Source organism: Pseudomonas sp. IAC-BECa141, from assembly GCF_020544405.1.
In the GTDB taxonomy this organism is placed as follows: domain Bacteria; phylum Pseudomonadota; class Gammaproteobacteria; order Pseudomonadales; family Pseudomonadaceae; genus Aquipseudomonas.
The window spans coordinates 21,833-46,061 of sequence record NZ_CP065410.1; the positions used below are offsets into that span (position 1 = coordinate 21,833).

A 24,229-nucleotide genomic window follows, 5' to 3' on the forward strand; every position below is an offset into this window, starting at 1 on the left:
ACATTGAAGATCGGTAAACTGCGCGAAACCTGTTTGCGGAGAGTTTTTCATGGTCAACAGTTGGCGTGTGCAACAAGCCGCACGAGAGATTCGCGCCGGGGCGGTGATTGCCTATCCAACCGAAGCCGTCTGGGGGCTGGGGTGCGATCCTTGGAATGAAGAAGCGGTGGATCGTCTGTTGGCGATCAAGAACCGTTCGGTGGACAAGGGCTTGATCCTGGTCGCCGACAACATTCGTCAGTTCGATTTTCTGTTCGAGGATTTCCCCCAGGACTGGATCGATCGCATGGCCAGCACCTGGCCGGGGCCGAACACCTGGCTGGTGCCGCACCAGAACCTGCTGCCGGAATGGGTGACCGGAGTGCATGACACCGTGGCATTGCGAGTCAGCGATCATCCGCAGGTGCGGGATCTGTGCTCGCTGGTGGGGCCGTTGATTTCGACGTCGGCGAATCCGCAGGGGCGGCCGGCAGCGAAAAGTCGCTTGCGGGTCGAGCAGTATTTCCGTGGTCAGGTCGATCTGGTGCTCGGCGGAGCGCTGGGCGGTCGCAAGAACCCGAGCCTGATTCGGGATCTGGCCACTGGCAATATCGTGCGCCCGGGCTGATATCACCCCTGATTAATTTCGTGAGTACTCCTCGGCTTTAATGGCGAGGGGTACTACGCTTGCCCGCGATTTTTCCCTCATGTAGCTGTAGTTATAGTCCGGTTTTTTGTTCGATTTTTTCCCTTCTACGTCAGATGAATCCGTAAGTATTCAATTGTTGTAATTTTTCCGACGTTATTCTCAGAAGCCACACAGTGGCGATTTTTCTAAAACCATTCATTATTTCAATGCGCTCAGAAAACTTCGAAAAGTTAACGGCTGCGGAGAAGAAATGGATATCAGGGATTCGCAATTAACGGATTATTTTCAGGAGATTCAGACGACCTTTAAAAGGCGTCATGAAAATTATCGCATCGTTATTCTTGAAGCAGGATCGGATACACGAGAGTTTGAACGGTTTGTTTCCCGTCATTTTAGGTTGCGATTGCAACACTACATGCTGACACCCAAAGCCAGATTACTTGAAACACGTCTGGCGATTATCTCGCGCAGTACCCACTTTTTGTTGTATCAGCACGACAGGCCCACGGCGGTATTGCGCGTGACCCCCGGGCCGTTCGAATGGGCTTCACTGACGCAGCAGCAACTATCCCCTGCCACGACGCTGTCGCGCCATGTCGAGTTCAGCCGCTTGATCAGCCACTCGCAAACGCAGTTCCCCGTGTCGATCAACGGCCTGCTGGCGGCTGCCACGGAATGGGCGATCAAGCGGGGTTATGAAGGGGTCACCGCGCTCTGCCGATCACCGCAACGGCGATTGTTCCAGCGTTTCGGCCTGACGCCCATTACCACCGACGCCCTGCGCATCGAACAGCGCCAGCGCGGCGATTACTGGCTGCTCTCGGCTCAATGGCCGCAAATCCTCACAGCACTTCAACAGTCTGCCCACCTGCTCGCCAACCCATTGGAGAACCCGGTTGATGAACTCGCCTCTCGGTTTTGAACAACAACTAAGCCTGCTCGATGAGCGAATCGAAAATACATGGGCCGATATTCTGGAAAGTTCGCGACTGATAAAAGCCATACGTGAAGGCAGTGTTTCAAAAGCCTTGTACGCGATCTACATGATCCAGACTTTTCACTACACGGCACACAATGCGCGAAATCAGGGATTGGTCGGAGTCCGACATGCGGATAATCCGGTGTATGCCAAGTTTTGCTTTGAACATGCGGCACAAGAAGTCGGCCATGAAAAAATGGCGCTGCATGATGTCATGAGTCTTGGTTTGAAGAATGAGGTGTTCGATATTCCGCCTGCACTTCCAGCTACGGATGTATTGATCGCCTACTTATACTGGATTTCCTTTACCGGTAATCCGCTACAACGGCTTGGTTATAGTTATTGGGCAGAGAACGCTTACCAGTTCATTACTCCGTTGATTAACAGCCTGAGTGAAGTTCTGGAACTGAAGCCCGCTCAGCTGACGTTCTTCATTGCGCATTCCGACATTGATGTCGAGCACTTCAATGAAATCAAACTCATGCTGCAACGCACCTGCAAGCGACAGGAAGACTGGGATGCGATCAGCACTGTCATGGAAACCAGCCTGCGTCTGACCGGCAACATGCTCGAGGCGGTTTATGAGCAGTTCGAGGCCTGGCAAAACGGGCTGGCGCCTCGCTATGACTTCCTTCACGCCGTGGACAACCAATGAAGTCTGGCCGCCCTTGTTCCAATCAGACGGCTGGAGGCAGACATGGCTGATTATTTCGACCGGCTCAACTACACGTTGGGGGATGAAGACACTGCACTCGAGTACGCGATCCTGCCCAGACATGCCGGGCACGTGCTGGGTATTGCCGGATGCGGCGGCCGGCTGTTGCCGTTGCTGGCCGCCGCTCCGTCACGCATGACCTGTACCGATATCAGTGCGCCGCAACTGGCGTTCAGCCGGTTGCGTTTTGCCCTGCTGGAACAGACCGATCACGAGTCGTTCATGGCGTTCATGGGCTATCGAATGGAAAGCCTGAGGTCGCAACGCCAATCCATTTTCCAGCAACTGGTTTTACCGCCGGCGGATCGTCGCTGGTTGTTCGCGCTGTTCCAGTCCCGGCACTGGGAAGCGCCGATTTACATGGGTGCATTCGAGCAAACCTTGAAGCGGTTGGCGAGGATCACCGGACTGTTTACCGGCAAGGCTGGCCGAGGCATTTTTCATTCAAGCCGGCTTGACGAACAGACGGAATATTACCGAAACCGCTTTCCACTCAAGCGCTGGAAAGCCGTGGTCGCTTTGCTGGGGAACGCAGCAGTGCTCAATTCGCTGCTGTACAAGGGCGCGTTTCCACCCAACAACCTGGGGATCAGTTCCCGCGCGGCGTATCTGGAAATTTTTCATACGTTGTTCACCACTCAGGTGGTCCGCGAAAGCTTTTTCCTGCAAATGCTGTTTTTCGGTGAGCTGCGTTATCCACAAGGCTTTCCGCTGGAGTGCGATCCGGCAATTTTCCAGCGGGCCCGCGAGGGAATTCAGCAGTGCGAGTTACGCGTGGTGCAGGCCGACATCCTCGACTGTGCTGCCGGGGAAACAGCCATCGATTTCGTATCGCTGTCGGACGTGCCTTCCTTCATGTCCGCAGCGGCCGGCAAGAACGTTTTACAGCGCCTGGCACCGTCCCTGTCGGAAAACGCACAGGTGGTCATGCGGGGGCATTTGCATGTGGTGCGACCCGATTGCGCAGGTTTCTGCGATATCACCCAGCAGTACCAGGCAGACATTGCGCGAGAAAAAACCCAGCTCTGGCGAGTCCAGGTCTATCGCCGTACTCCCTCTTTGCAGGTATCCCGATGAACACTTTTCAACCGACCGTCAATTGGGTCAAAAACCGTGTCCGGCAAGCGCGTGACGATCAGCAGCAATTGTTCGATGCCGGACTCAATGGTCTGAAATTGGCCAAACGTGAAGGCAAAGAGATCGAACTCGAGAGTGGCGAACGGCTGACCGAGTTTCTTTCCTGCTCTTATCTGGGACTGGAGTGTGACCCTCGCTTGATTCAAGGAGCGGTGAGCGCCTCGGAGTCCTTCGGCGTGCAGTTCGCCGCCGCACGAACCCGAGCGCTGTTGCCGCCCATGCGTGAACTGGATGAACTGCTGAACCGGATATTTCAGGGACATACAGTCACCTTCAACTCGGTGGGCAGTGCGCATCTTGGCTGTTTGCCGCTGCTCGGCTCCGGCGAGATGCCCTCGTATCCCATGCGTCGAGGCCCTTGCTGGATTGTTGACCGTGCCGCTCACGCTTCGATGCAAGTGCTGCAAGGCATTCTCTGGCAGTTCGGGCCGATCCAGCGCCGTGACTGCAGCGATATAGAACAGGTGGAGGAAGCGTGTTCAACGGCCGTCGCAGCGGGTAATACGCCCATCATTCTGACGGACAGCATCGGCTCGATGCGCGGTGTATACCCGGTCAGTCGCCTGCTGCAACTGGCGGAGCGTTTCGACGGTTATCTCTATGCGGATGACGCCCACGGTACCTCGATCCATGGTTTCGCCGGAGGTGGTTACGCGCTGGATGCGGCGGGTGACCGATATCGTGGCCGGTTGATACTCCTGTCATCGCTGTCCAAGGCGTTCGGTGCAACCGGCGGGGCAATCACTGTGCGCACCGAAGCCGATGCCGAAATAATTCGGCGCCATGCGTCGACCTATACGTTTGGCGGGCCACTGTCTGTTGGCGGAGTAGGCGCGGCAATTGCCTCGGGGAAAATTCATTTGTCGCCGGAGTTGGGGCAATTGCAGGTGGCGCTGTGGAAAAATATCGCCACGATCGACCGTTTGCTGGGGCCAGTGCTGGGTAATCATCACGTCGCGTCCCCCATTCGATTCGTCCGCGTCGGGGCCGAGAGAGATGCGATCAGCCTGGCGCAGCATTTGCGTCGGCAGGGCATGGCGGTCACTACCGCGCTGTTTCCGGTGGTGGCGAAGGGCGAGGCAATTTTGCGTCTGGCCATCAGCGCGAGCCACAGTCAGCGCCAGCTGGAATGTCTGGCGAACGCCGTCCGTAGCGGATTCGATGAGCTGGGTATTCGTCAGGGAAGGCGCGGCAATGAGCAATGAATCGATAACGGATATATCGGCCGAGGCCTTCGCTCGCAAATTGGCTCACGCGCGTTCGCTGCCTTGGTTCCTTGCGTTGTATCCGCGAATCCTGGAAGTGCAGGGATTGGCCGATCAGCATCGGTTGCCGGTTCTGGCGGTGGAAGACGAGTTCGGCGGGGCCCTGTTTTCCGCGCTCGGTGATGCTTCTCATCGAGCACCGGGCGGTGGACTGACCCTGACCTCGGGAGGCAGTACCGGCAGTCGCAAACAGATCACCCATTCCTGGGCGTTCAACGCTGCAATCGTGCACTTGGGGGCACGGATGTTCGGTGCGATGGACGAACGCCCTGAGGTGGTCATCAATTGCCTGACTGCCGGGGAAATGCAGGGAGCGTTCCAATACGCGTCAGCCATCGTCCAGCACATTGGCGCACGCTTGTTGCCTGCCGGTTCACAAATGGGCGTGGAACGCATCGCCGAGCTGATTGAGGCACACAAGGCCGATGCGTTGATATGCACTCCCTCCTTCGCCGCCGCGTTGTTCAATCATGACGCAGCCCGGTTGGGCACCCTGAAGTGGCTTTATTACATCGGAGAACCCTGCAGTAAAACGCTGCGCGACCAGTTGGCCCGGGACTGGCCGATGCTCAATATTCGCTCGTTGGGCTACAGCTCGACGGAGACCGGCCCCATCGGTTTTCAGTGTGCCCATCTGGAGCATGGCTTTTATCATCTGCATGCCGACGCCATGCTGCTCGAAGTGGTTGATCCTCTGACCCTGAACGCTATGGCTGAAGAGCAAACCGGTGAGTTTCTGCTGACGCCACTGCTGTCCGATCACGTGCCGCTGTTGCGCTACCGGATCGGGGATCGTGGGCGAATCCTGCGCACAGGGACGACGTGTGCCTGTGGCAGCTCCCTGCCGGTGCTGGCGCTGGAGGGGCGGGTCGAGACTTCGATCAAACTGGGTGGCGCGCTCGTCACTCAGTCACAGGTATTGCACGTACTCCGGCAACTTTTACCGCAGTTGCAGGCCACCGATGTCCAAGTACAGATTGAACGACAGCCCGAGGGCGCACGCATGCGTCTGGTCCTCGCTGAGGACACACTGACAGCCGACACCCGAAGCGTCATTGAAGGTGCGTTGCAGATCGAAGGGCAGGCCAGCGGATTGCTCAGGCTGCCCGGGGTGTTGGGGCTGGAGGTGAAGCGTCTTGCCCGTCAGGAATTCGAAACCACCCTGGCTGGCAAGACGCCGTTTTTTATGACGCTGGAACAGACCCCGGCACTGTCATGACGATATGCAGAGGCCATCGGCGGTCAGGGCAGCAGGACAGTGGAGCCCGTGGTGCGCCGCGCGGACAGCTCGGTTTGCGCTTTCGCCGCGTCAGCCAGCGGATAACGCTGGCTGATATCCACTTTCAGCTTGCCGCTGGCGATCATCCCGAACAGCTCGTCGGCCATGCGCTGCAGGTTCTCGGCGTTGTTGGCGTAGGTCGCGAGGGTCGGCCGGGTGACGTACAACGAGCCTTTCGCCGCCAGAATCCCCAGATTCACGCCGTCCACCGCGCCCGACGCATTGCCGAAGCTCACCAACAGGCCACGGGGCGCCACGCTGTCCAGCGAGGCCAGCCAGGTGTCCTTGCCGACGCCGTCGTAGACGACCGGGACTTTTTTCCCGTCGGTCAATTCCAGCACCCGTTGGGCAACGTTTTCGTGGCTGTAGTCGATGGTTTCCCAGGCGCCATGGGCCTTGGCCAGATCGGCTTTGGCTTGCGAGCTGACGGTGCCGATCAGCTTCACGCCCAGGGCCTTGGCCCATTGGCAGGCGAGCAAGCCGACGCCGCCGGCCGCTGCGTGGAACAAAATGGTTTCGCCACCCTTGAGTTCATAGGTCTGGCGCAGCAGGTATTGCACGGTCAGGCCCTTGAGCATCACGCCAGCGGCGGTTTCGAAGCTGATGGCGTCCGGCAGGTGCACCAGATTCGCTTCCGGCAGGACGTGGACATCGCTGTACGCGCCCAGCGGGCCGCTGCCATAAGCCACACGATCACCGACCTTGAACCGGGTGACCTCGCTGCCCACCGCCTCGACGATGCCGGCGCCTTCCGCACCTACGCCCGACGGCAAGGCCGGTGGCGTGTACAGACCGCTGCGGTAGTAGGTGTCGATGAAGTTCAGGCCGACGGCCTTGTTGCTCACGCGAACCTGCTGCGGACCGGGTTCGGCGGGTTGATAGTCAACGTACTCGAGCACTTCGGGGCCGCCGTGGGCGCGGAACTGGATTCGCTTGGCCATCTGCCTACTCCTTGGGTGATTCGGGAAGGCCCCTATCGAACGCTCATGCTTGATCTTCGTCAACTGCGGCGTGCCGGTTTGCGATGGTATGCTACGCGCCCATTTGCGCGGGGGCCGCGCAGTTCCGCCCGATCCAAGGTGAAGCCATGACGACCCGCACCGACGCCGTAAAGGCCTATCTGCTCGACCTGCAAGACCGCATCTGCGCCGCGCTGGAAACTGAAGACGGCGGCACGCGCTTCGTCGAAGACGCCTGGACCCGTCCGGCCGGCGGTGGCGGTCGAACCCGAGTGATCGAGAACGGTACGGTGATCGAAAAGGGCGGCGTCAACTTTTCCCACGTATTCGGCAGTGGCCTGCCACCGTCTGCCAGCGCCCATCGTCCGGAACTGGCCGGGCGTGGTTTTGAAGCCCTCGGCGTGTCGCTGGTGATCCACCCGCACAACCCGCATGTGCCGACGTCCCACGCCAACGTGCGCTTTTTCATCGCCGAGAAGGAAGGTGAAGAACCGGTCTGGTGGTTCGGCGGTGGCTTCGACCTGACCCCTTACTACGGCAACGAAGAAGACTGCATTCACTGGCACCGCGTCGCCGAACAGGCCTGCGCGCCGTTCGGTCCGGACGTCTACCCGCGCTACAAGGCCTGGTGCGACACCTATTTCCACATCAAGCATCGCCACGAGCCGCGTGGCATCGGCGGCCTGTTCTTCGACGACCTGAACGAGTGGGACTTCGACACCAGTTTCGCCTTCATGCGCGCCATCGGCGATGCGTACATCGACGCTTACCTGCCGATCGTGCAGCGCCGCAAGAACGACGCCTTCACCGCCAAGCAGCGCGAGTTCCAGGAATTCCGTCGCGGCCGCTACGTCGAGTTCAACCTGGTTTACGACCGTGGCACCCTGTTCGGCCTGCAATCGGGCGGGCGCACCGAATCGATCCTGATGTCGCTGCCGCCGCAAGTGCGCTGGGCCTACGACTGGAAAGCCGAGCCGGGCAGCGAAGAAGCGCGCCTGACCGAGTACTTCCTGCAAGACCGCGACTGGCTGGCTCAGGCCTGAGGACTTCTGATGGATCGTTATGTCGTTTTCGGTAACCCGATCGGCCACAGCAAGTCGCCGATGATTCACAAACTGTTCGCCGAACAGACCGGGCAGAGCCTCGACTACAGCACGCTGCTGGCGCCGCTCGACGATTTTTCCGGCTGCGCCACGGCGTTTTTCCAGGAAGGTCGCGGCGCCAACGTGACCGTGCCGTTCAAGGAAGATGCCTATCGCCTGGCCAACAGCCTGACCGCCCGCGCCGAACGCGCGGGTGCGGTGAACACTTTGAGCAAACTGGCCGATGGCAGCCTGCTCGGCGATAACACCGACGGCGCCGGGCTGGTGCGGGATTTGACGGTCAACGCCGGGTTCAGCCTTACCGGCAAACGCATTCTGCTGCTCGGCGCCGGTGGCGCGGTGCGCGGTGCGCTGGAGCCGTTGCTGGCAGAAAAACCGGCCTCGGTGATCATCGCCAACCGCACAGTGGACAAGGCCGAGCTGCTGGCTGAACTGTTTTGTGATCTGGGGCCGGTGTCGGCCAGTGGTTACGACTGGTTGCGTGAACCAGTGGACGTGATCATCAACGCCACCTCCGCCAGCCTCACCGGCGATGTGCCGCCAATTGCCCCAAGCCTGATCGAACCCGGCAAAACGCTGTGCTACGACATGATGTACGGCAAGGAACCGACCGCGTTCTGCCGTTGGGCCAGCGAGCATGGCGCGGGCGTGGTGATGGACGGGTTGGGCATGCTGGCCGAACAGGCTGCCGAAGCCTTTTTCCTGTGGCGTGGCGTGCGTCCCGACACGGCGCCGGTTCTGGCGCAATTGCGTCGGCAGTTGGCGCTGTAAGGCGCCCTCAGTCCTCGAAGCGGATCGGGCACTTCTCCGGCCCTTCGAGCTTGCGTAATTCCTCCACCACCTGGGGGCGCGCCTGACGCAAGGTCAGGCTGCGATCCTGGCGCAGCAGGCGCCGGGCTTCCTGATGGAGCATTTCCACGCCTGAATAGTCGATGAAGTTGATCTGCTGCGCCTCGATCACCACCCGTGCGCCGTGCATTCGTTGCAAGCGCACTTGCAGGTAGTGGCTGGCGCCGAAAAAGATCGAACCGCCGACCCGCAGCACATCGTCTTCGCCATCGCGCCAATGCTGCACCCGGGGTTGTGAGGTGCGCTTGAGGTAGAAAAACAGCGAGGCCAGCACACCGGCATAGATCGCCGTCTGCAGTTCCAGCAGCAACGTGGCGATGCAGGTCAGGCTCATCACCACGAACTCGGCTCGACTGACCCGCAACAACGCACGAATGCCACGATGATCCACCAGTCCCCAGGCGATCAGCAGAATGCTGCCGGCCATGGCCGGGATCGGAATGTGCGCGATCAGCCCGGCACCGAAAATCGCGAACAACGCCACCCACAACGCCGAAAACACTCCGGCCAATGGCGAACAGGCCCCGGCCTCATAGCTCAGCCCGGAACGGGTGAACGAGCCGGCGGACAACGAGCCGGAAAAAAACGCACCGATAATGTTCGAAAGGCCCTGCGCGCGGACTTCCTGATTGGCATCGAGCAACTGTTGCGAGCGCGCGGATATCGAACGGGCAATCGACAGGCTGGTGACCAGCCCGAGCATGCCCACCGCCACGGCACTGGGCAGCAGGCGCAGGATCAGATCCATATCCAGCGGCAATCCACTGAACGGCGGCAGGCGCCCGGCAAACGCGCTGACCAATTGAACATGGCCGAACATCGCCGGCCACAGCCACACCACCAGACTGCCGAGCACCAGGGTCATCAACAACGTCGGCCAGCGCGGTAGCCATTGTTTGAGCAACGCACCGACCACCACCGTGGCGACACCGAGGAGCAGCGACGGTTTATCCACAGCCCCCAGATGGCGCAGCAGATCCATCAGGCTGTCCAGCGCCGTGGCCCTGGCCGGCAGATCCAGCCCCAGCAGGTTCGGCAATTGACCGATGGCAATCACCACCGCCGCGCCGAGGGTGAAACCCAGCACCACGGAGTGCGAGACGAAATTCACCAGCGCACCGAAGCGCAACAGGCCGAGCAGCCACTGGAAAATCCCGGCAAGGAAGGTCAGCAGCAGGATCAGGGTGATGTAGTCCTGTGACGCGGGCACCGCCAGTGGGCTGACGCTGGCAAACAGCACAATCGAAATGGCTGCCGTCGGCCCGCAGATCAGGTGCCATGACGAGCCCCACAGACAAGCGATCAATACCGGAACGATGGCGGCGTAGAGCCCGTATTCCGGTGGGAGACCGGCGATCAGGGCGTAGGCAATCGACTGGGGCAGCGCGAGAATCGCTCCGGTGAGGCCGACGACCAGGTCCCGCCCGACGCTGGCGCGGGTCTGCCGGGGCAGCCAGGTCAGGAAGGGGAAAAGTGAGCGACGGCTGGGGAGGGCCATGGATCCTCTCGGGTGAAATTTTGCGCATTGTACGCAGCCCGGGACGCCGAGCGTCCATTGCGGCGTTCCCACGCAGAGCGTGGGAACGATCGGCCGCGCAGTTACAGTTTGGCTTTTACGACCGGCAACGCATCTTTGCCGTCCACGGTTTTCACACCATCAAGCCACTTATCCAACACCCCCGGATTTGCCTTGATCCAGGCCTTCGCCGCATCGGCATTGCTGACCTTCTTGTTCACCACCTCAGCCATGATGCTGTTCTCCATCTCCTGAGTGAACGAAAGATTGGTCAGCAATTTACCCACATTCGGGCACGCCTCGGCGTAGCCCTTGCGGGTCAGGGTGTAGACGCTCCCCGTGTCGCCGAAGTATTTCTCGCCGCCCTTGAGGTAATGCATTTTCAGCTGCACGTTCATCGGATGCGGGGTCCAGCCCAGGAAGGTGACGAATTTCTGTTTCTTCACCGCCCGCGAGACTTCCGCCAGCATCGCCTGTTCGCTGGACTCGATCAGCTTCCACTGACCCATGTCGAAGTCGTTCTTCTTGATGATCTCTTGCAGCGAGATGTTCGCCGGCGCGCCGGAGCCGATGCCGTAGATCTTGCGCTCGAACTTGTCGGCGAATTTGTTCAGGTCGGCAAAGTTATGCACACCCGCATCCCACACATAATCCGGCACGGCCAGGGTGAATTCGGTGCCGTCGAGGTTCTTCGCCAGTTGCGTGACGTCGCCGGTGGCGACGAACTTGTCGTAGAAACCCTGCTGCGCCGGCATCCAGTTGCCGAGGAACACGTCGACCTGACCGTCCTTCAAACCACCGAAGGTGATCGGCACCGCGAGGGTGTCGACCTTGGCCTTGTAGCCCATGCCATCCAGCAGAAACCCGGTGATGGCGTTGGTCGCAGCGATGTCGCTCCAGCCGGGATCGGCCATTTTCACCGTGTCGCAGCTCTCGGCGAACGCGGATGCGCTGCCCAGTGCCAGCAGACTGACCGTCACGACTGTGGATAACTTGACCATGGACTTCCCCTTAACGTTATTGGTTTTGGCAGGGTTGTGGATAACGGGCCTTGCGCTCCAGGTCATCGAGGTCGATGTGGTTGCGCATGTACTGCTGACTGGCGTCCACCAGCGGCTGGTGATCCCAGCTCTTCAGCTTGCCGATCGTCAGTGCCTCGGCAACGAAACGCCGACGCCGCTGGCTTGCAAGCACATCGCGGTGGATCGCCGGGATGTCCCACTTGGCCCGCGCTTCGGCAAGAAAATCGTCGAACAGCTGACGATGTTGCGGTGATTGGCTGAGTTCTTCCTGTTCGCGTGGATCGTTATCCACATCGAAGAGTAGGCAAGGGTCGGTTTCGCTGTAGATAAATTTGAAAGCGCCACGACGAATCATCATCAGTGGACTGACGGTACCCTCGGCCATGTATTCGCCAAACACTTCGTCGTGACCGCCCCGCCCTTGCAGGTGCGGCACCAGCGAACGGCCGTCCAGCGGCAGGTTCGGTTCCAGGCTGCCGCCCGCCAGTTCTACGAAAGTCGGCAGCAGATCGGCGGTGGACACCGCGGCGCTGACACGGCCGGATTTGAACTGTCCGGGTGCACTGATCAACAGGGGCACGCGCGCGGCCATTTCGAACCAGTGCATTTTGTACCAGAGGCCTTTCTCTCCCAGCATGTCGCCGTGGTCACCGGAGAACACGATGACGGTGTCGTCCATCAGCCCACAATCTTCAAGGGTTTGCAGGAGTTTGCCGACGTTGGCGTCGATATAGCTGCAAGCACCGAAGTATGCACGGCGTGCGTCGCGGATTTTATCCACAGGCAGCGGCTTGTCCCACAGGTCGTAGACTTTGAGCAGGCGCTGGGAGTGCGGATCAAGAGAATGCTGATCCGGCGTCGTCGGAAGCGGGATATCCGCATCGTCGTACAAATCCCAGAACGCCTTGGGAATCGTGTACGGGTCGTGGGGGTGAGTCATCGACACGGTCAGGCAGAACGGCTGGTCGCCGTCCTCGCGGATGTGATCGAACAGGTATTGCTGCGCCTTGAACACCACCTCTTCGTCGAAGTCGAGCTGATTGGTGCGCACGCACGGCCCGGCCTGCAGCACCGACGACATGTTGTGATACCAGCTCGGCCGTACGTCGGGCTCGTCCCAGTTCACCGCCCAGCCGTAGTCGGCCGGGTAGATATCGCTGGTCAGGCGCTCTTCGTAACCGTGCAGTTGATCGGGGCCGCAGAAGTGCATCTTGCCCGACAGCGCGGTGCGGTAACCGAGGCGGCGCAGGTAATGGGCGTACGTGGGGATGTCGGCGGGGAAATCGGCGGCATTGTCGTAGGCGCCGATCTTGCTCGGCAACTGGCCACTGACCAGGGTGAAACGCGACGGCGCGCACAGCGGGCTGTTGCAGTACGCGGCATCGAACACCACGCCTTGTTCGGCGAGGCGGCTGAGATTCGGCAGTTTGATGGGCGACTGGCCGTAGAACGGCAACATTGGCGCGGCCATTTGATCGGCCATGATGAAAAGAATGTTCTTGCGCTTCATGTGATCGCGGCATTCCATAGTGAATATTTATGCGACATTGCTGCGATTGAGCATGGATTCCACGCAATATCCGGTAAAGCCCGCGCCGGACAATGACTAGGATAAGCACAGCTTATGTATGAAGCCCTCGGTGATTTGTCGCTGGATCTGCTGCGCGCCTTCGAGGTGGCGGCCCGTCATCGCAGTTTTACCGCTGCGGCGGTGGAACTCGGGACCACCCAACCGGCTATCAGTCAGCAAATCAAACGCCTGGAGGAACAGCTTGGAACGCGGCTGTTTGATCGCATCTACCGAGGCATCGAACTGACCGAGGTCGGCTCGATCCTGTTCGAGCAGGTTACCCTCGGTTTGCAGAATATCGACGCAGGATTGAGTGCAATCAGCACGCAGCAGCAACATGAAGTGCTGCAGGTCGCCACCGATTTCGCCTTCGCCGCGTACTGGCTGATGCCACGTCTGCACCGTTTCCATGAGGCTTATCCACAGGTGGATGTGAGCCTGGTCACCAGCGAGCGCAATCACAATATGCTGCGCCCGGATATCGACGTTGCTGTGCTGTTCGGCGACGGTCGCTTCAAGCAGGGCGAAAGTCACTGGCTGTTCAGCGAAGAAGTGTTTCCCGTGTGCAGCCCGCAGTTGCTCAGGGATCGCGCCCTGCCCTTGCCGGCCCAAGCATTGATGGAGTTTCCGCTGCTGCACCTGCGTGGAGAAAACAGCAGCAACTGGTTCAACTGGAGTGGCCTGTTCCGCGCGCTGAATATCATTACACCGCCGGCCCCGGGCCAGCTGCGCTTCGACAATTACACCTTGCTGATCCAAGCGGCGATTGGCGGTCAGGGCGTGGCGATCGGCTGGCGGCACCTTGTGGATAACTTATTAACCCAAGGGCTGTTGTGCCGGCCGATCGCCGAGACCACTCTGTCGCGCCTCGGTTATTACGTGGTGTTGCCGCAGCGCAAACGCCGGGGAGCATTGATCCAGACGTTCGTGGATTGGCTGATGGCCGAACAGGCCAGCAGCGCCGAGTCCCTGGCTGGACTGCCGTTGCCCTCGATTGCTGTGTAACGGATCAGGAAGCCGCAACAAAATCCACGTGCTGACGCAGATGCAGATTCAACCGCAGCTCATCGGAAATCCCCACCGCCACCCGGTTCAGGCGCTCCAGCGGCTCGGCGAGACCCGGTTCAAGCGCGCGGCCGACCTGACTGAAATGCTCGATTGTCAGCCCCGCCACACTGCGCGGTGCATTGACCAGCGTCCAGTGCAGCGGGCTGCTTTGCAGGGCTTCGCGTATTTCCTTGGCGGCGTGGCGTTGCAACGGCTCGGCGTTTTCCGGATCGTCCAGTGCTTCGAATTCGCCAATGACAAACAGCCGCGAGACGTTCGCCGCCTGCAACCCGTCGATCAACGCATCCACCGCCAGGACCTGTTCCACCGGCCCCAGCACCACGGATTTCTCGACATGATCGCTGCTCAACGGCAGGCCCGGCGCATTGAGCAGGCAGATCACCGCCGAGCTGCCGGCCACGCTCTGATGGACCCGTTCGGCGTCCAGCAGGTCGCCGCTTTTGGTGCGCAGCCCCGGCCGTGGCGCGAGCGCCGTCAGATCGTCGAGGATCGCGATGACTTCGTGCTGGCGGCGCAGCAGTTCAGCCATCAACGCGCTGCCCAGGCTACTCATGGCACCATAGAGCACCACTTTTACCACCGGGGTTTCGGCATTTTTCATGGCTGAGATCCCTTTTGTTTTCCCTTGTATGGCGTGTGACATACGGCCAACGCCAAGGGTTCGAACCGATACAGAGGGTTTGCGATGCAGACGATCAAGGGTTATCACGCCCACGTTTATTACGACGCCAGCACGATCGAACAGGCGCGAGCGCTGTGTGAGCAGGCGGCAACGCTGTTTCCATTGAAGATGGGCCGCGTGCATGAACGTCCGGTCGGCCCGCACCCGGACTGGAGCTGCCAGTTGGCCTTCGGCCCGGAGTTGATCGGCGATGTGCTGCCGTGGCTGGCGCTCAATCGCAAGGGGTTGGTGGTGTTCCTGCACCCGGACACCGGCGATGACTTGCTCGATCACACCGAACACGCGATCTGGATGGGCGCAATGCGGCCGCTGGACCTGTCTGTTTTTTGATCAGATGGTTTCTTTACTGATCGAACAATGACAGTCGGCGATGTCGTGAAACGCTCCGCTGAACTGATAGCGGATATGTCCGCAATGGCAGGCACCGCTGTGTAATTCAGTCATCGACCTGCCCTCCGCTTCCCGTGTTCATTGACTCCAGTCGCATCCGACGGCCGGTTGGTCGTTCGCATCGAAGCTTTCAGCTGCGAAAGCTGGCTGAAAGGTTGCCCCATTAGGATCGCCGCCACTACCGGCAACAGACCGGTTGGCCACTGCGTGTGATTGCTCGCACGACAGGCCCAATTAACAACAACAATGGTGATTCTGATGTCCTCTGCAACCCGCCTCCTCGCTGCAACTCCGCCCGTACGTCTCGTGCTTCCCGTTCTGCGCTGATCCCGCCCGATCCGCTCACTTACCTAGCCGCGCTACGCCTGGAGTATTCCCATGCTGACTTTCCTTGGCTTCGCCATGGTCATCACGTTCATGTTCCTGATCATGACCAAGCGCCTGTCTGCGCTGATCGCTCTGATCATCATCCCGATCCTGTTCGCCTTGTTCGGTGGTTTCGCCCCGAAGATCGGCCCGATGATGCTCGAAGGTATTACCAAGCTTGCGCCGACCGGCGTGATGCTGATGTTCGCGATTCTGTATTTCGCCCTGATGATCGACTCCGGCCTGTTCGACCCGGCCGTGCGCAAGATCCTCAAACTGGTCAAGGGCGACCCGCTGAAAGTTTCGGTCGGCACCGCCGTACTGGCGCTCGTCGTTTCCCTCGATGGTGACGGCGCGACCACTTACATGATCTGCGTGGCCGCCATGCTGCCGCTGTACAGCCGCATCGGCATGAGCCCGCGGATCATGGCCGGCCTGATCATCCTCGCCGGCGGCGTGATGAACATGACGCCATGGGGTGGCCCGACCGCCCGTGCCGCGAGTGCGCTGCATGTGGACCCGTCGGACATTTTCGTGCCGATGATCCCGGCGATGGCTGCCGGTGTGGTGGCGATCCTGATCATTGCCTACTTCTATGGCAAACGTGAGCGTGCGCGTCTGGGTGAGCTGCACCTGATCGGCGACGAAATCGATCACAGCGAAATCAGCGTCTCGCAATTCCCGGATGCCCGCCGTCCGAAACTGATCTGGTTCAACGGTCTGCTGACCCTGGCCCTGATGTGCACCCTGATCGCCGGCCTGCTGCCGCTGCCGGTGCTGTTCATGGTGGCGTTCAGTATTGCCATGATCGTCAACTACCCTTGCCTGCAAATGCAGAAAGATCGCGTCGCGGCCCACGCCGGCAGCGTGCTGTCGGTGGTCAGTCTGATCTTCGCGGCGGGCATTTTCACCGGTATCCTGTCGGGCACCGGCATGGTCGACGCGATGTCGAAAAGCCTGCTGGCGGTGATCCCTGATTTCCTCGGCCCGTACCTGGCGGTGATCACGGCGCTGGTGAGCATGCCGTTCACGTTCTTCATGTCGAACGACGCGTTCTACTACGGTGTGCTGCCGGTGCTGTCGGAAGCGGCCAGCCATTACGGCATCACCGCAGTGGAAATGGCCCGTGCCTCGATCGTCGGTCAACCGGTTCACCTGCTGAGCCCACTGGTGCCGTCAACGTACCTGCTGGTCGCACTGGCGGGCATCGAGTTCGGCGATCACCAGCGTTTCACCCTGAAGTGGGCAGTGCTGGTCTGCCTGTGCATACTGGTCGCCGCCTTGCTGTTGGGGACTTTCCCGCTGTTCAGCACGTTGTAACGGCACCAAACTCACCAGGACGCCAGCTGATTGCTGGCGTCCTGGTTTAACACTCGCTCAAAGGAATACACATGGAATGGCTGACCAACCCTGAGATCTGGGTTGCCTTCTTCACCCTGACCGCCCTGGAGATCGTCCTGGGCATCGATAACATCATCATGATTTCGATCCTGGTCAGCCGCATGCCCAAACACATGCAGCAGCGCACCCGGATCTTCGGTCTTGGCCTGGCCATGATCACGCGGATCCTGCTGCTGCTGTCGATCACCTGGGTCATGCGCCTCACCGCCGACCTGTTCGAAGTGTTCGGCCAGGGCATTTCCGGTCGCGACCTGATCCTGTTCTTCGGTGGCCTGTTCCTGCTGTGGAAAAGCTCCCAGGAGATGTACCACGCGCTGGAAGGTGAAGACGAAGCCGGCGACGAGCCTTCGGGCAAGGGCGGCAACTTCCTCTACACCATCATCCAGATCGCGATCATCGACATCGTGTTTTCGCTGGACTCGGTCATCACGGCGGTTGGCATGGTGTCTCATGTGCCGGTGATGGTCGCGGCGATTATCGTTGCGGTACTGGTGATGATGGCGGCCTCGGGCAAGATCAGCGAATTCATCGACAAGCACCCGTCGCTGAAAATGCTCGCGCTGTCGTTCCTGCTGGTGGTCGGCACCGTGCTGATCGCCGAGTCGTTCGACGTGCACGTACCGAAAGGCTACGTCTACTTCGCCATGGCGTTCTCGCTGGCGGTCGAAGCGATCAACATCAAGATGCGTACCGCGATTGCCCGCAAGAAGAAACAGCAGGATCCGGTGAAACTGCGCAAGGATATTCCGGGTCAGTAACCCGAACATTGCACGAAAGATCAAAGGGCCTTCGGGCCCTTTTTTCATGGCCGCGTGAATCTGTTTTCATGACACTTTTGTTTCAATCCCCGCTTTAGCTGTGCAATGCTGGCGCCCAGACCGTTAGCCAACTACAGCTTAAGTATCAGAACGTAGAAATTGCGCGGTACCGTCAACTTGCCCCTCTGGGGCGCTGCTATTACGGGGGGTCTGCATGCTCACCCTGCTCAATCTGCTCTCTGCCGTGGCCCTGTTGATCTGGGGCACGCACATCGTTCGAACCGGCATCCTGCGGGTGTACGGCACCAACCTGCGCCACGTGATCGGCCAGAACATGTCCAGGCGCTGGCTGGCCTTTGTCGCCGGCATTGTCGTCACCGCGATGGTGCAGAGCAGTAACGCCACCGCCATGCTCGTGACGTCTTTCGTCGGTCAGGGCCTGATGGCGTTGACCCCGGCCCTGGCGACCATGCTGGGTGCCGACGTCGGTACGGCGCTGATGGCGCGGGTGCTGACGTTCGATCTGTCGTGGCTGTCGCCACTGCTTATTTTCCTCGGGGTGATTTTCTTTCTGTCGCGCAAACAGACGCGGCTCGGGCAGATGGGCCGCGTGGCCATCGGGTTGGGGCTGATCATTCTGGCGCTGCAATTGATCGTCGAGGCCGCCGCGCCGATCACCCATGCCCAAGGGGTGAAGGTGATTTTCGCCTCGCTGACCGGCGATATCCTGCTCGACGCCCTGGTCGGCGCGCTGTTCGCGATGATTTCCTACTCAAGCCTCGCCGCCGTGCTGCTGACCGCCACGCTCGCCGGCGCTGCGGTGATCAGTCTGCCGGTGGCGATCGGTCTGGTGATCGGCGCCAACATCGGCAGCGGCGTGCTGGCGTTCATGAGCACCAGCATGCAGAACGCCGCCGGCCGGCAAGTGGCGCTGGGCAGTCTGCTGTACAAACTGATCGGGTTGCTGTTGATCATTCCGGTACTCGACCCGCTGGTGCACTGGATCGACAGCCTGGATTTCAGCCCGCAGGAAATGGTCATCGGCTTCCATCTGCTCTACAACACCGCGCGCTGCCTGATCCTGCTGCCGAGCGTCGGGCCGATGGCGCGGCTGTGCGCCTGGCTGCTCCCGGAGCGCCCGGAGGTCAACGGTACCGCCAAGCCGCGTCATCTGGATGCGACGGCATTGGTCACGCCGAGCCTGGCGCTGGCCAACGCTGCCCGGGAAACCCTGCGCATTGGCGACCTGATCGACAACATGCTCGACGCGACCCTCGACGTGTTGCGCGGCAAGCAGACCGCCGTCACCCAGGAAATGCGCAAGCTGACCGATGACGTCGAAGCGTTGTACAACGCGATCAAGCTGTATCTGGCGCAGATGCCCCGTGAAGATCTCGGCGAACAGGACAGTCGGCGCTGGGCTGAGATCATTGAGCTTGCGATCAACCTCAAACTCGCCAGCGACCTGATTGAACGCATGCTGCGCAAAGTGCAGCAGCAGAAGACTTCGCAACGCCGGTCGTTTTCCGAGGACGGGCTGGAAGAACTGGCCGGTCTGCAGCAGCAATTGATCGCCAATCTGCGGCTGGGATTGTCCGTGTTCCTCAGCGGCGACAAGGAAAGCGCCCGTCAGTTGCTGCGCGAGAAACGTCGTTTTCGCGCACAGGAACGGCGTCTGGCCCACGCCCATGTCAGCCGGTTGCAACGTAAGGTCGTGCAGAGTATCGAGACCAGTTCGTTGCACCTGGAGTTGATTGCCGACATGAAACGCCTGAACTCGCTGTTCTGCAGCAGTGCCTACGTGGTGCTGGAAACTTCCGATACCGGCGCGTTGGCGGCGGACGATATGGCAGACATCACGCATTCGCCTTGAACGTCTGGGGTTGTGGTCAGTCAGTAACTCAGAGTTCAGTCTCCAGGGCGCCTTCGCGAGCAAGCTCGCTCCCACATTTGAAATGCATTCCTTTGTGGGAGCGAGCTTGCTCGCGAAAGCGATCTGACTGACGACACGGATCTCCAATTCAGCCGTATGGAAGCTCGTTATGCGTTGCCTGTTGTTCGCCTGTCTGTTGCTCGGTTCCCTGCCCGCCTTCGCCCTGGATCGTTTTCAGGTCGAAGGCTATGCGTTGCCCAATGGTTTGCAGTTGCTGCTCAAGCCCGGCACCGAGCGTGGGCACGTGGCGATCCGCTTGGTGATCGGTGTCGGGCTCGACGACTTCGATTGCAATGAAAAGGAGCTGCCGCACCTGCTCGAACACTTGCTGTTCAGCGGCATCGACGCCACCGGCGAAGGTGGCCTCGAAGAGCGCATGCAGGCCCTCGGCGGTGACTGGAACGCCTTCACCAGCAACGCCGACACCACCTTCGTCATCGAAGCCCCGGCGAAAAACCAGCGCAAGGTCCTCGATCTGCTGCTGGACCTGCTGACCCAGACCCGTTTCGACGACAACGCGATCAACGCCGCCAAACGGGTGGTCGAGCGCGAGGACGGCGGTCATTACACCCGGCTGCAACGCTTTCTCGATCGGCAGGATCTGGGCCACACCGCCAGCAATCAACTGGCGGTCGAACTGGGCCTCAAATGCCCGCAGCGGGCCGAAGTCGATGGCCTGACCCGCGAGCAGCTGGATAAGGTGCGCAAGGCCTGGTACGCGCCGAACAACATGACCCTGATCGTCGTCGGTGACCTCGACAAACTGCTGCCGGCCTATCTGGAACGGGCGTGGGGCGCGCTCGAAGCGGTCGAGCCGAGCGAGCACCGTCCATTGCCTGACATCCGCGCCAGTGCCGCTCACGAACGCACGATCACTCGCGGCTTCATCGGCAACAGCGCCAAGCTGCACTGGCTGGTGCCGGAGCCGGTGCTGGACGATCAGTACGACGAAACCTTCGATCTGCTCAAGGAATACCTGGAGTGGGCGCTGTACCGCCAATTGCGCCTGAACCACGGTTTGTCCTACGGGCCGTGGGCCGAGCGCGAAGTGTTCGGCGGTGTCGGCTTCATGAGCCTGAACGCCGATCTGGATCGCGCTGACATTGCCGAGGCCGAACAAGTGCTGGAAGACCTCAAGGCCGACCTGCTGAAAAACGGCCTCGATGCCGACACCTTCAATCGCTTGAAACAAGCCGCCATCGCCCATCAGGCCTGGGCCGTGCAAGGCACCAGCGCCTTGGCCGATTATTACTGGAGCGCCCTGGGCGACTACGAGGATGGTCGCTTCGCCGATCCTGCGCGGGAGCTGCAAGGCGTGACGCTGGAGGCGGCGAACAAGGCCATGCGCGAGTTGCTGCTGCAACCGGGTTATCTGCGCATCGAGAAACCGCTGCTCAGCGACGATCAGGTGTTGTGGCTGCTGGCGGGCGGATTGGGCGTGCTGGTGCTGATTCTGCTCGGCTGGCGCCTGCATCGGCGCAAGTCCGTGCATCCGGATTGACCGGCAGCCTCGCCACGCGGCCCGGCGGGCGCTACTCTGTCGAGGTTTTTTCCTATCCAGTCGTGAACCGCCCACATGTCTAAATTGACCCTCCTGATCCAGCGCATTCTCGAACTGATGAAGCGCTACCCCGGGGTTATTGCGCTCGGCGGATTCATCTCCGGGGTCGGCAGTTTCATTCTGGTCGACCGGCAACAGGGGCTGGCGAGCTGGATCACCACGATCATGCTGCTGAGCTGGATCTGGCTGATGCTGGAAAACAGCCTGACCCAGCTGTTCACGCGGATCTTCAAACGGGAAATCCCCCAGCCGCTGCTGCGTTACGCGACGCAGATGATCCACCAGGAAAGCCTGTTTTTCGTCCTGCCGTTCTTCTTCATCACCACCACCTGGAACAGCGGCCAGCTGTTTTTCACCGGGCTGCTGTGCATCGCGGCGCTGATTTCAATCATCGACCCGCTCTACTACAAGTGGCTGGCGCCAAGGCGCTGGGCGTTCCTCGCGCTGCACACCCTGACACTGTTCGCCGCTCTGCTCACGGCGCTGCCGGTGATCATGCACCTGACCACTTCGCAGAGTTTCAAATGGGCGCTGGGGATTGCGGTGGTGCTGTCGTTCCCGAGCCTGGCGTCGATCTTCCCGATCCGCACGGTGCGCAATGCGCTGGCGATCCTCAGCATCACCATCGGGATCGGCGGTGTGGGCTGGGTCCTGCGTTCGTGGGTGCCACCGGCAACGCTGTGGATGACTGACGTGGCGATCAGCACTCAGGTGCAGGACCGGGTTCCGGGCGACAGCCTCAAGGAAGTCAGCGCCGAGCAGATCCGTGGCGGCGGGCTATATGCCTACACCGCGATCAACGCGCCGCGCGGACTCGATGAGCGGATTTATCACGTGTGGCAGTTCAACGGTAAAGAGGTCGACCGCATCGCCCTCGATATCCACGGCGGGCGCAAGGAAGGCTATCGGGCCTGGACCCACAAACAGAATTTCCCCGGCAACCCGGCGGGCAAATGGCAGGTGCGGGTGTTGACCGAAGACGGTCAGGTGATCGGCGTGCTGCGCTTCGAGGTCAAGGACAGCACACCGACCAAAGAAAAGTAACCGGGTTCGTGCTATTACGTATGCCAGCGTATTCAGCCGAACAAGCCCGGAGCTTATGACCAGCAGCCCAATGACCGGCAGTGCCCGCCTGGACACCTCGATCACCCCTGCCCGCCTGCGGGTTACCGGGGACTGGACGCTTGCCCATTACGCCGACCTCAAGCAACTGAGCGAAACGCTCCACGGCCAGTACGACGCCAACACGCCCATTGATCTCAACGGTCTCGGCGCCCTCGACACCGCCGGCGCGTCGCTGCTGGTGGAACTGCTCGGCTCGGAGCGGCTGGGCAAGTCCGCCGAACACCCCGATTGCACGCTTTCCAGCGCCGACCGCGCCTTGCTGCAAACCGTGTATCGCTCGCTGACCGACTTCTGCGTGCCGATCAAGGAACCGGAAATCAGCGTCAGCGTGCAATTGCTGACGCGCATTGGCCGGGCTGTCGACGCGGTCTGGCAAGACACGCTGCAACTGCTCGGCTTCGTCGGCCTGATCCTCGAAACCATCGCTCGCAGTCTGTTCCGGCCCAGGCGCTGGCGGATTACGCCGATGATCGCCCATATCGAACAGACCGGCCTCGACGCCGCGCCCATCGTCGCGTTGCTGACCTTTCTGGTGGGCGCCGTGGTGGCGTTTCTCGGGGCGACGGTGCTGGCCAGTTTCGGTGCCAGCGTGTTCACCGTGGATCTGGTGGGTTTTGCCTTCCTGCGGGAATTCGGCGTGTTGCTCACGGCGATCCTGATGGCCGGCCGTACCGCCAGTGCCTTTACCGCGCAGATCGGCTCGATGAAGGCCAACGAAGAAATCGACGCGATCCGCACACTCGGCCTCGACCCCATGGAATTGCTGGTGGTGCCGCGGGTGCTGGCGCTGCTGGTGGCGCTGCCGATGCTGACCTTTCTGGCGATGATCTGCGGGATCGTCGGCGGCGCGGTGGTCTGCGCGGTGTCGCTGGATATTTCGCCGGCGATGTTCCTGTCGCTGCTGCAAAGCGACATAGGGATTCAACATTTCCTGGTGGGCCTGGTCAAAGCCCCGATCTTTGCCTTCCTGATTGCCGCCATCGGTTGTCTGGAGGGCTTCAAGGTCAGCGGCAGCGCCGAATCGGTCGGCGCCCACACCACTTCGAGCGTGGTGCAATCGATTTTCGTGGTGATCGTGCTCGACGCGGTCGCCGCGCTGTTTTTCATGGAGATGGGCTGGTGAGTCGTCTACCCCGCGCGCCCTCCGAGGCGGTGATCGAAGTCCGTGGCCTGTGCAATCGCTTCGGCCGCCAGAGCGTGCACGAGAACCTCGACCTCGACTTATACAAGGGCGAGATCCTGGCCGTGGTCGGCGGCTCCGGCAGCGGTAAATCGGTGCTGCTGCGCAGCATCGTCGGCTTGCGCCAACCGAGCGAGGGCGTGGTCAAGGTGTTCGGTCAGAACCTGCCGAGCCTGGCGGAGCATGAGCGTTCGTTGATTGAACGGCGTTTCGGTGTGCTGTTCCAGAAAGGCGCGCTGTTCTCGTCGTTGACGGTGACCGAGAACGTCGCCCTGCCGCTTATTGAACACGCCGGTCTGAGCCGCGATGACGCCGAGCATCTGGCGGCGGTGAAGCTGGCGCTGGCCGGGCTGCCGCTGTCGGCGGCGGACAAATACCCCGCCTCGCTGTCCGGCGGCATGATCAAGCGTGCGGCACTGGCCCGGGCGCTGGCGCTGGACCCGGACATCCTGTTTCTCGACGAACCCACCGCCGGCCTCGATCCGATTGGCGCGGCGCAGTTCGACCAATTGATCCTGACCCTGCGCGACGCGCTCGGCCTGAGCGTGTTTCTGGTGACCCACGACCTCGACACGCTCTACACCATCACCGACCGCGTCGCGGTACTCGCGCAGAAGAAGGTGCTGGTGGCCGGTCCCATCGATGTGGTCTCGGAAACCGACGACGCGTGGATTCACGAATACTTCCACGGCCCTCGCGGCCGCTCGGCGCTGGACGCCGCCAAACAGCTCAACGAGGTCTGA

22 protein-coding genes and 1 pseudogene are annotated in these 24,229 nt (G+C 60.7%); 17 read left to right on the forward strand and 6 right to left on the reverse strand.

Annotation, left to right across the window (positions count from 1 at the left end; all coding sequences use genetic code 11):
- The first annotated feature begins 49 nt into the window (after positions 1-49).
- The 6 genes from I5961_RS00100 (at position 50) to I5961_RS00125 (ending at position 5,943) form a co-directional block, all read left to right on the forward strand.
- A complete protein-coding gene (locus I5961_RS00100; RefSeq protein ID WP_085696600.1) occupies positions 50-607 on the forward strand; it encodes an L-threonylcarbamoyladenylate synthase in 558 nt (185 codons plus the stop codon).
- A gap of 271 nt (positions 608-878) precedes the next feature.
- Entirely contained in the window at positions 879-1,550 is a 672-nt protein-coding gene (locus I5961_RS00105; protein ID WP_227234010.1) for a hypothetical protein, read from the forward strand.
- Positions 1,528-2,262 carry an iron-containing redox enzyme family protein gene (locus tag I5961_RS00110; RefSeq protein WP_227234012.1) on the forward strand — a complete coding sequence of 245 codons (735 nt, stop codon included), beginning with the start codon at positions 1,528-1,530 and terminating at the stop codon, positions 2,260-2,262. The genes I5961_RS00105 and I5961_RS00110 overlap by 23 nt, the downstream gene beginning before the upstream one ends.
- 42 nt (positions 2,263-2,304) lie before the next feature.
- Positions 2,305-3,399: a DUF3419 family protein gene (locus I5961_RS00115; RefSeq protein ID WP_227234013.1), complete on the forward strand. Its 1,095-nt coding sequence runs from the start codon at positions 2,305-2,307 to the stop codon at positions 3,397-3,399.
- A complete protein-coding gene (locus tag I5961_RS00120) occupies positions 3,396-4,664 on the forward strand; it encodes an aminotransferase class I/II-fold pyridoxal phosphate-dependent enzyme (protein WP_085702236.1) in 1,269 nt (422 codons plus the stop codon). Before I5961_RS00115 ends, I5961_RS00120 begins: the two co-directional genes overlap by 4 nt.
- Positions 4,654-5,943: a phenylacetate--CoA ligase family protein gene (locus tag I5961_RS00125; protein WP_085702235.1), complete on the forward strand. Its 1,290-nt coding sequence runs from the start codon at positions 4,654-4,656 to the stop codon at positions 5,941-5,943. Before I5961_RS00120 ends, I5961_RS00125 begins: the two co-directional genes overlap by 11 nt.
- A 23-nt stretch (positions 5,944-5,966) precedes the next feature.
- On the opposite strand, the gene I5961_RS00130 is transcribed toward I5961_RS00125, so the two are convergent.
- A complete protein-coding gene (locus I5961_RS00130) occupies positions 5,967-6,944 on the reverse strand; it encodes an NADPH:quinone reductase (RefSeq protein WP_085702234.1) in 978 nt (325 codons plus the stop codon).
- Between the two features lie 146 nt (positions 6,945-7,090).
- On the opposite strand from I5961_RS00130, the gene hemF reads away from it, so the two are divergent.
- Together hemF and aroE are read left to right on the forward strand one after the other, a co-directional pair.
- Entirely contained in the window at positions 7,091-8,005 is a 915-nt protein-coding gene (gene hemF, locus I5961_RS00135) for an oxygen-dependent coproporphyrinogen oxidase (RefSeq protein ID WP_007954079.1), read from the forward strand.
- A gap of 9 nt (positions 8,006-8,014) precedes the next feature.
- Positions 8,015-8,836 carry a shikimate dehydrogenase gene (gene aroE / locus I5961_RS00140; protein ID WP_085696589.1) on the forward strand — a complete coding sequence of 274 codons (822 nt, stop codon included), beginning with the start codon at positions 8,015-8,017 and terminating at the stop codon, positions 8,834-8,836.
- 7 nt (positions 8,837-8,843) lie between these two features.
- On the opposite strand, the gene I5961_RS00145 is transcribed toward aroE, so the two are convergent.
- From I5961_RS00145 to betC, 3 genes are all read right to left on the reverse strand, one after another.
- Positions 8,844-10,412: a SulP family inorganic anion transporter gene (locus tag I5961_RS00145; protein WP_227234015.1), complete on the reverse strand. Its 1,569-nt coding sequence runs from the start codon at positions 10,410-10,412 to the stop codon at positions 8,844-8,846.
- A 101-nt stretch (positions 10,413-10,513) separates the two neighbouring features.
- The gene (choX, locus tag I5961_RS00150) at positions 10,514-11,431 is read right to left on the reverse strand and encodes a choline ABC transporter substrate-binding protein (protein ID WP_085702232.1); all 918 of its coding nucleotides are present in this window, start codon (positions 11,429-11,431) and stop codon (positions 10,514-10,516) included.
- Between the two features lie 16 nt (positions 11,432-11,447).
- Positions 11,448-12,962 carry a choline-sulfatase gene (gene betC / locus I5961_RS00155; RefSeq protein WP_227234016.1) on the reverse strand — a complete coding sequence of 505 codons (1,515 nt, stop codon included), beginning with the start codon at positions 12,960-12,962 and terminating at the stop codon, positions 11,448-11,450.
- A gap of 114 nt (positions 12,963-13,076) precedes the next feature.
- On the opposite strand from betC, the gene I5961_RS00160 reads away from it, so the two are divergent.
- Positions 13,077-14,027, forward strand: a complete 951-nt coding sequence (locus tag I5961_RS00160; protein ID WP_227234018.1) for a choline sulfate utilization transcriptional regulator — start codon at positions 13,077-13,079, stop codon at positions 14,025-14,027.
- A gap of 4 nt (positions 14,028-14,031) precedes the next feature.
- Here the strand turns inward: I5961_RS00160 and I5961_RS00165 are convergent, their stop codons facing one another.
- The gene (locus I5961_RS00165; protein ID WP_227234019.1) at positions 14,032-14,691 is read right to left on the reverse strand and encodes an NAD(P)-dependent oxidoreductase; all 660 of its coding nucleotides are present in this window, start codon (positions 14,689-14,691) and stop codon (positions 14,032-14,034) included.
- 84 nt (positions 14,692-14,775) lie between these two features.
- Here I5961_RS00165 and I5961_RS00170 point away from each other — a divergent pair, with 84 nt between their 5' ends.
- Positions 14,776-15,102, forward strand: coding sequence for a DOPA 4,5-dioxygenase family protein (locus tag I5961_RS00170; RefSeq protein WP_085696579.1), 327 nt, complete (start codon positions 14,776-14,778; stop codon positions 15,100-15,102).
- A gap of 12 nt (positions 15,103-15,114) precedes the next feature.
- On the opposite strand, the pseudogene I5961_RS00175 reads toward I5961_RS00170, so the two are convergent.
- Positions 15,115-15,216, reverse strand: a pseudogene (locus tag I5961_RS00175) (GFA family protein); the annotation flags it as partial.
- 324 nt (positions 15,217-15,540) lie between these two features.
- Here I5961_RS00175 and I5961_RS00180 point away from each other — a divergent pair.
- The 7 genes from I5961_RS00180 to I5961_RS00210 all read left to right on the forward strand — a co-directional run bounded on the left by I5961_RS00180 (position 15,541) and on the right by I5961_RS00210 (position 24,229).
- The gene (locus I5961_RS00180) at positions 15,541-16,848 is read left to right on the forward strand and encodes a CitMHS family transporter (protein ID WP_007954069.1); all 1,308 of its coding nucleotides are present in this window, start codon (positions 15,541-15,543) and stop codon (positions 16,846-16,848) included.
- A gap of 71 nt (positions 16,849-16,919) precedes the next feature.
- Entirely contained in the window at positions 16,920-17,687 is a 768-nt protein-coding gene (locus tag I5961_RS00185) for a TerC family protein (RefSeq protein ID WP_085696577.1), read from the forward strand.
- Positions 17,688-17,901: 214 nt separating this feature from the next.
- On the forward strand, positions 17,902-19,560 hold the full coding sequence (locus I5961_RS00190) for a Na/Pi cotransporter family protein (RefSeq protein WP_227234021.1): 1,659 nt from the start codon (positions 17,902-17,904) through the stop codon (positions 19,558-19,560).
- Between the two features lie 169 nt (positions 19,561-19,729).
- Complete coding sequence (locus I5961_RS00195) at positions 19,730-21,121, forward strand: M16 family metallopeptidase (protein WP_227234022.1); 1,392 nt, start codon at positions 19,730-19,732, stop codon at positions 21,119-21,121.
- Between the two features lie 75 nt (positions 21,122-21,196).
- Positions 21,197-22,225, forward strand: a complete 1,029-nt coding sequence (locus I5961_RS00200) for a DUF5924 family protein (RefSeq protein WP_085696573.1) — start codon at positions 21,197-21,199, stop codon at positions 22,223-22,225.
- 55 nt (positions 22,226-22,280) lie between these two features.
- A complete protein-coding gene (locus I5961_RS00205; protein ID WP_085696571.1) occupies positions 22,281-23,429 on the forward strand; it encodes an ABC transporter permease in 1,149 nt (382 codons plus the stop codon).
- Complete coding sequence (locus tag I5961_RS00210) at positions 23,426-24,229, forward strand: ABC transporter ATP-binding protein (protein WP_085696569.1); 804 nt, start codon at positions 23,426-23,428, stop codon at positions 24,227-24,229. Before I5961_RS00205 ends, I5961_RS00210 begins: the two co-directional genes overlap by 4 nt.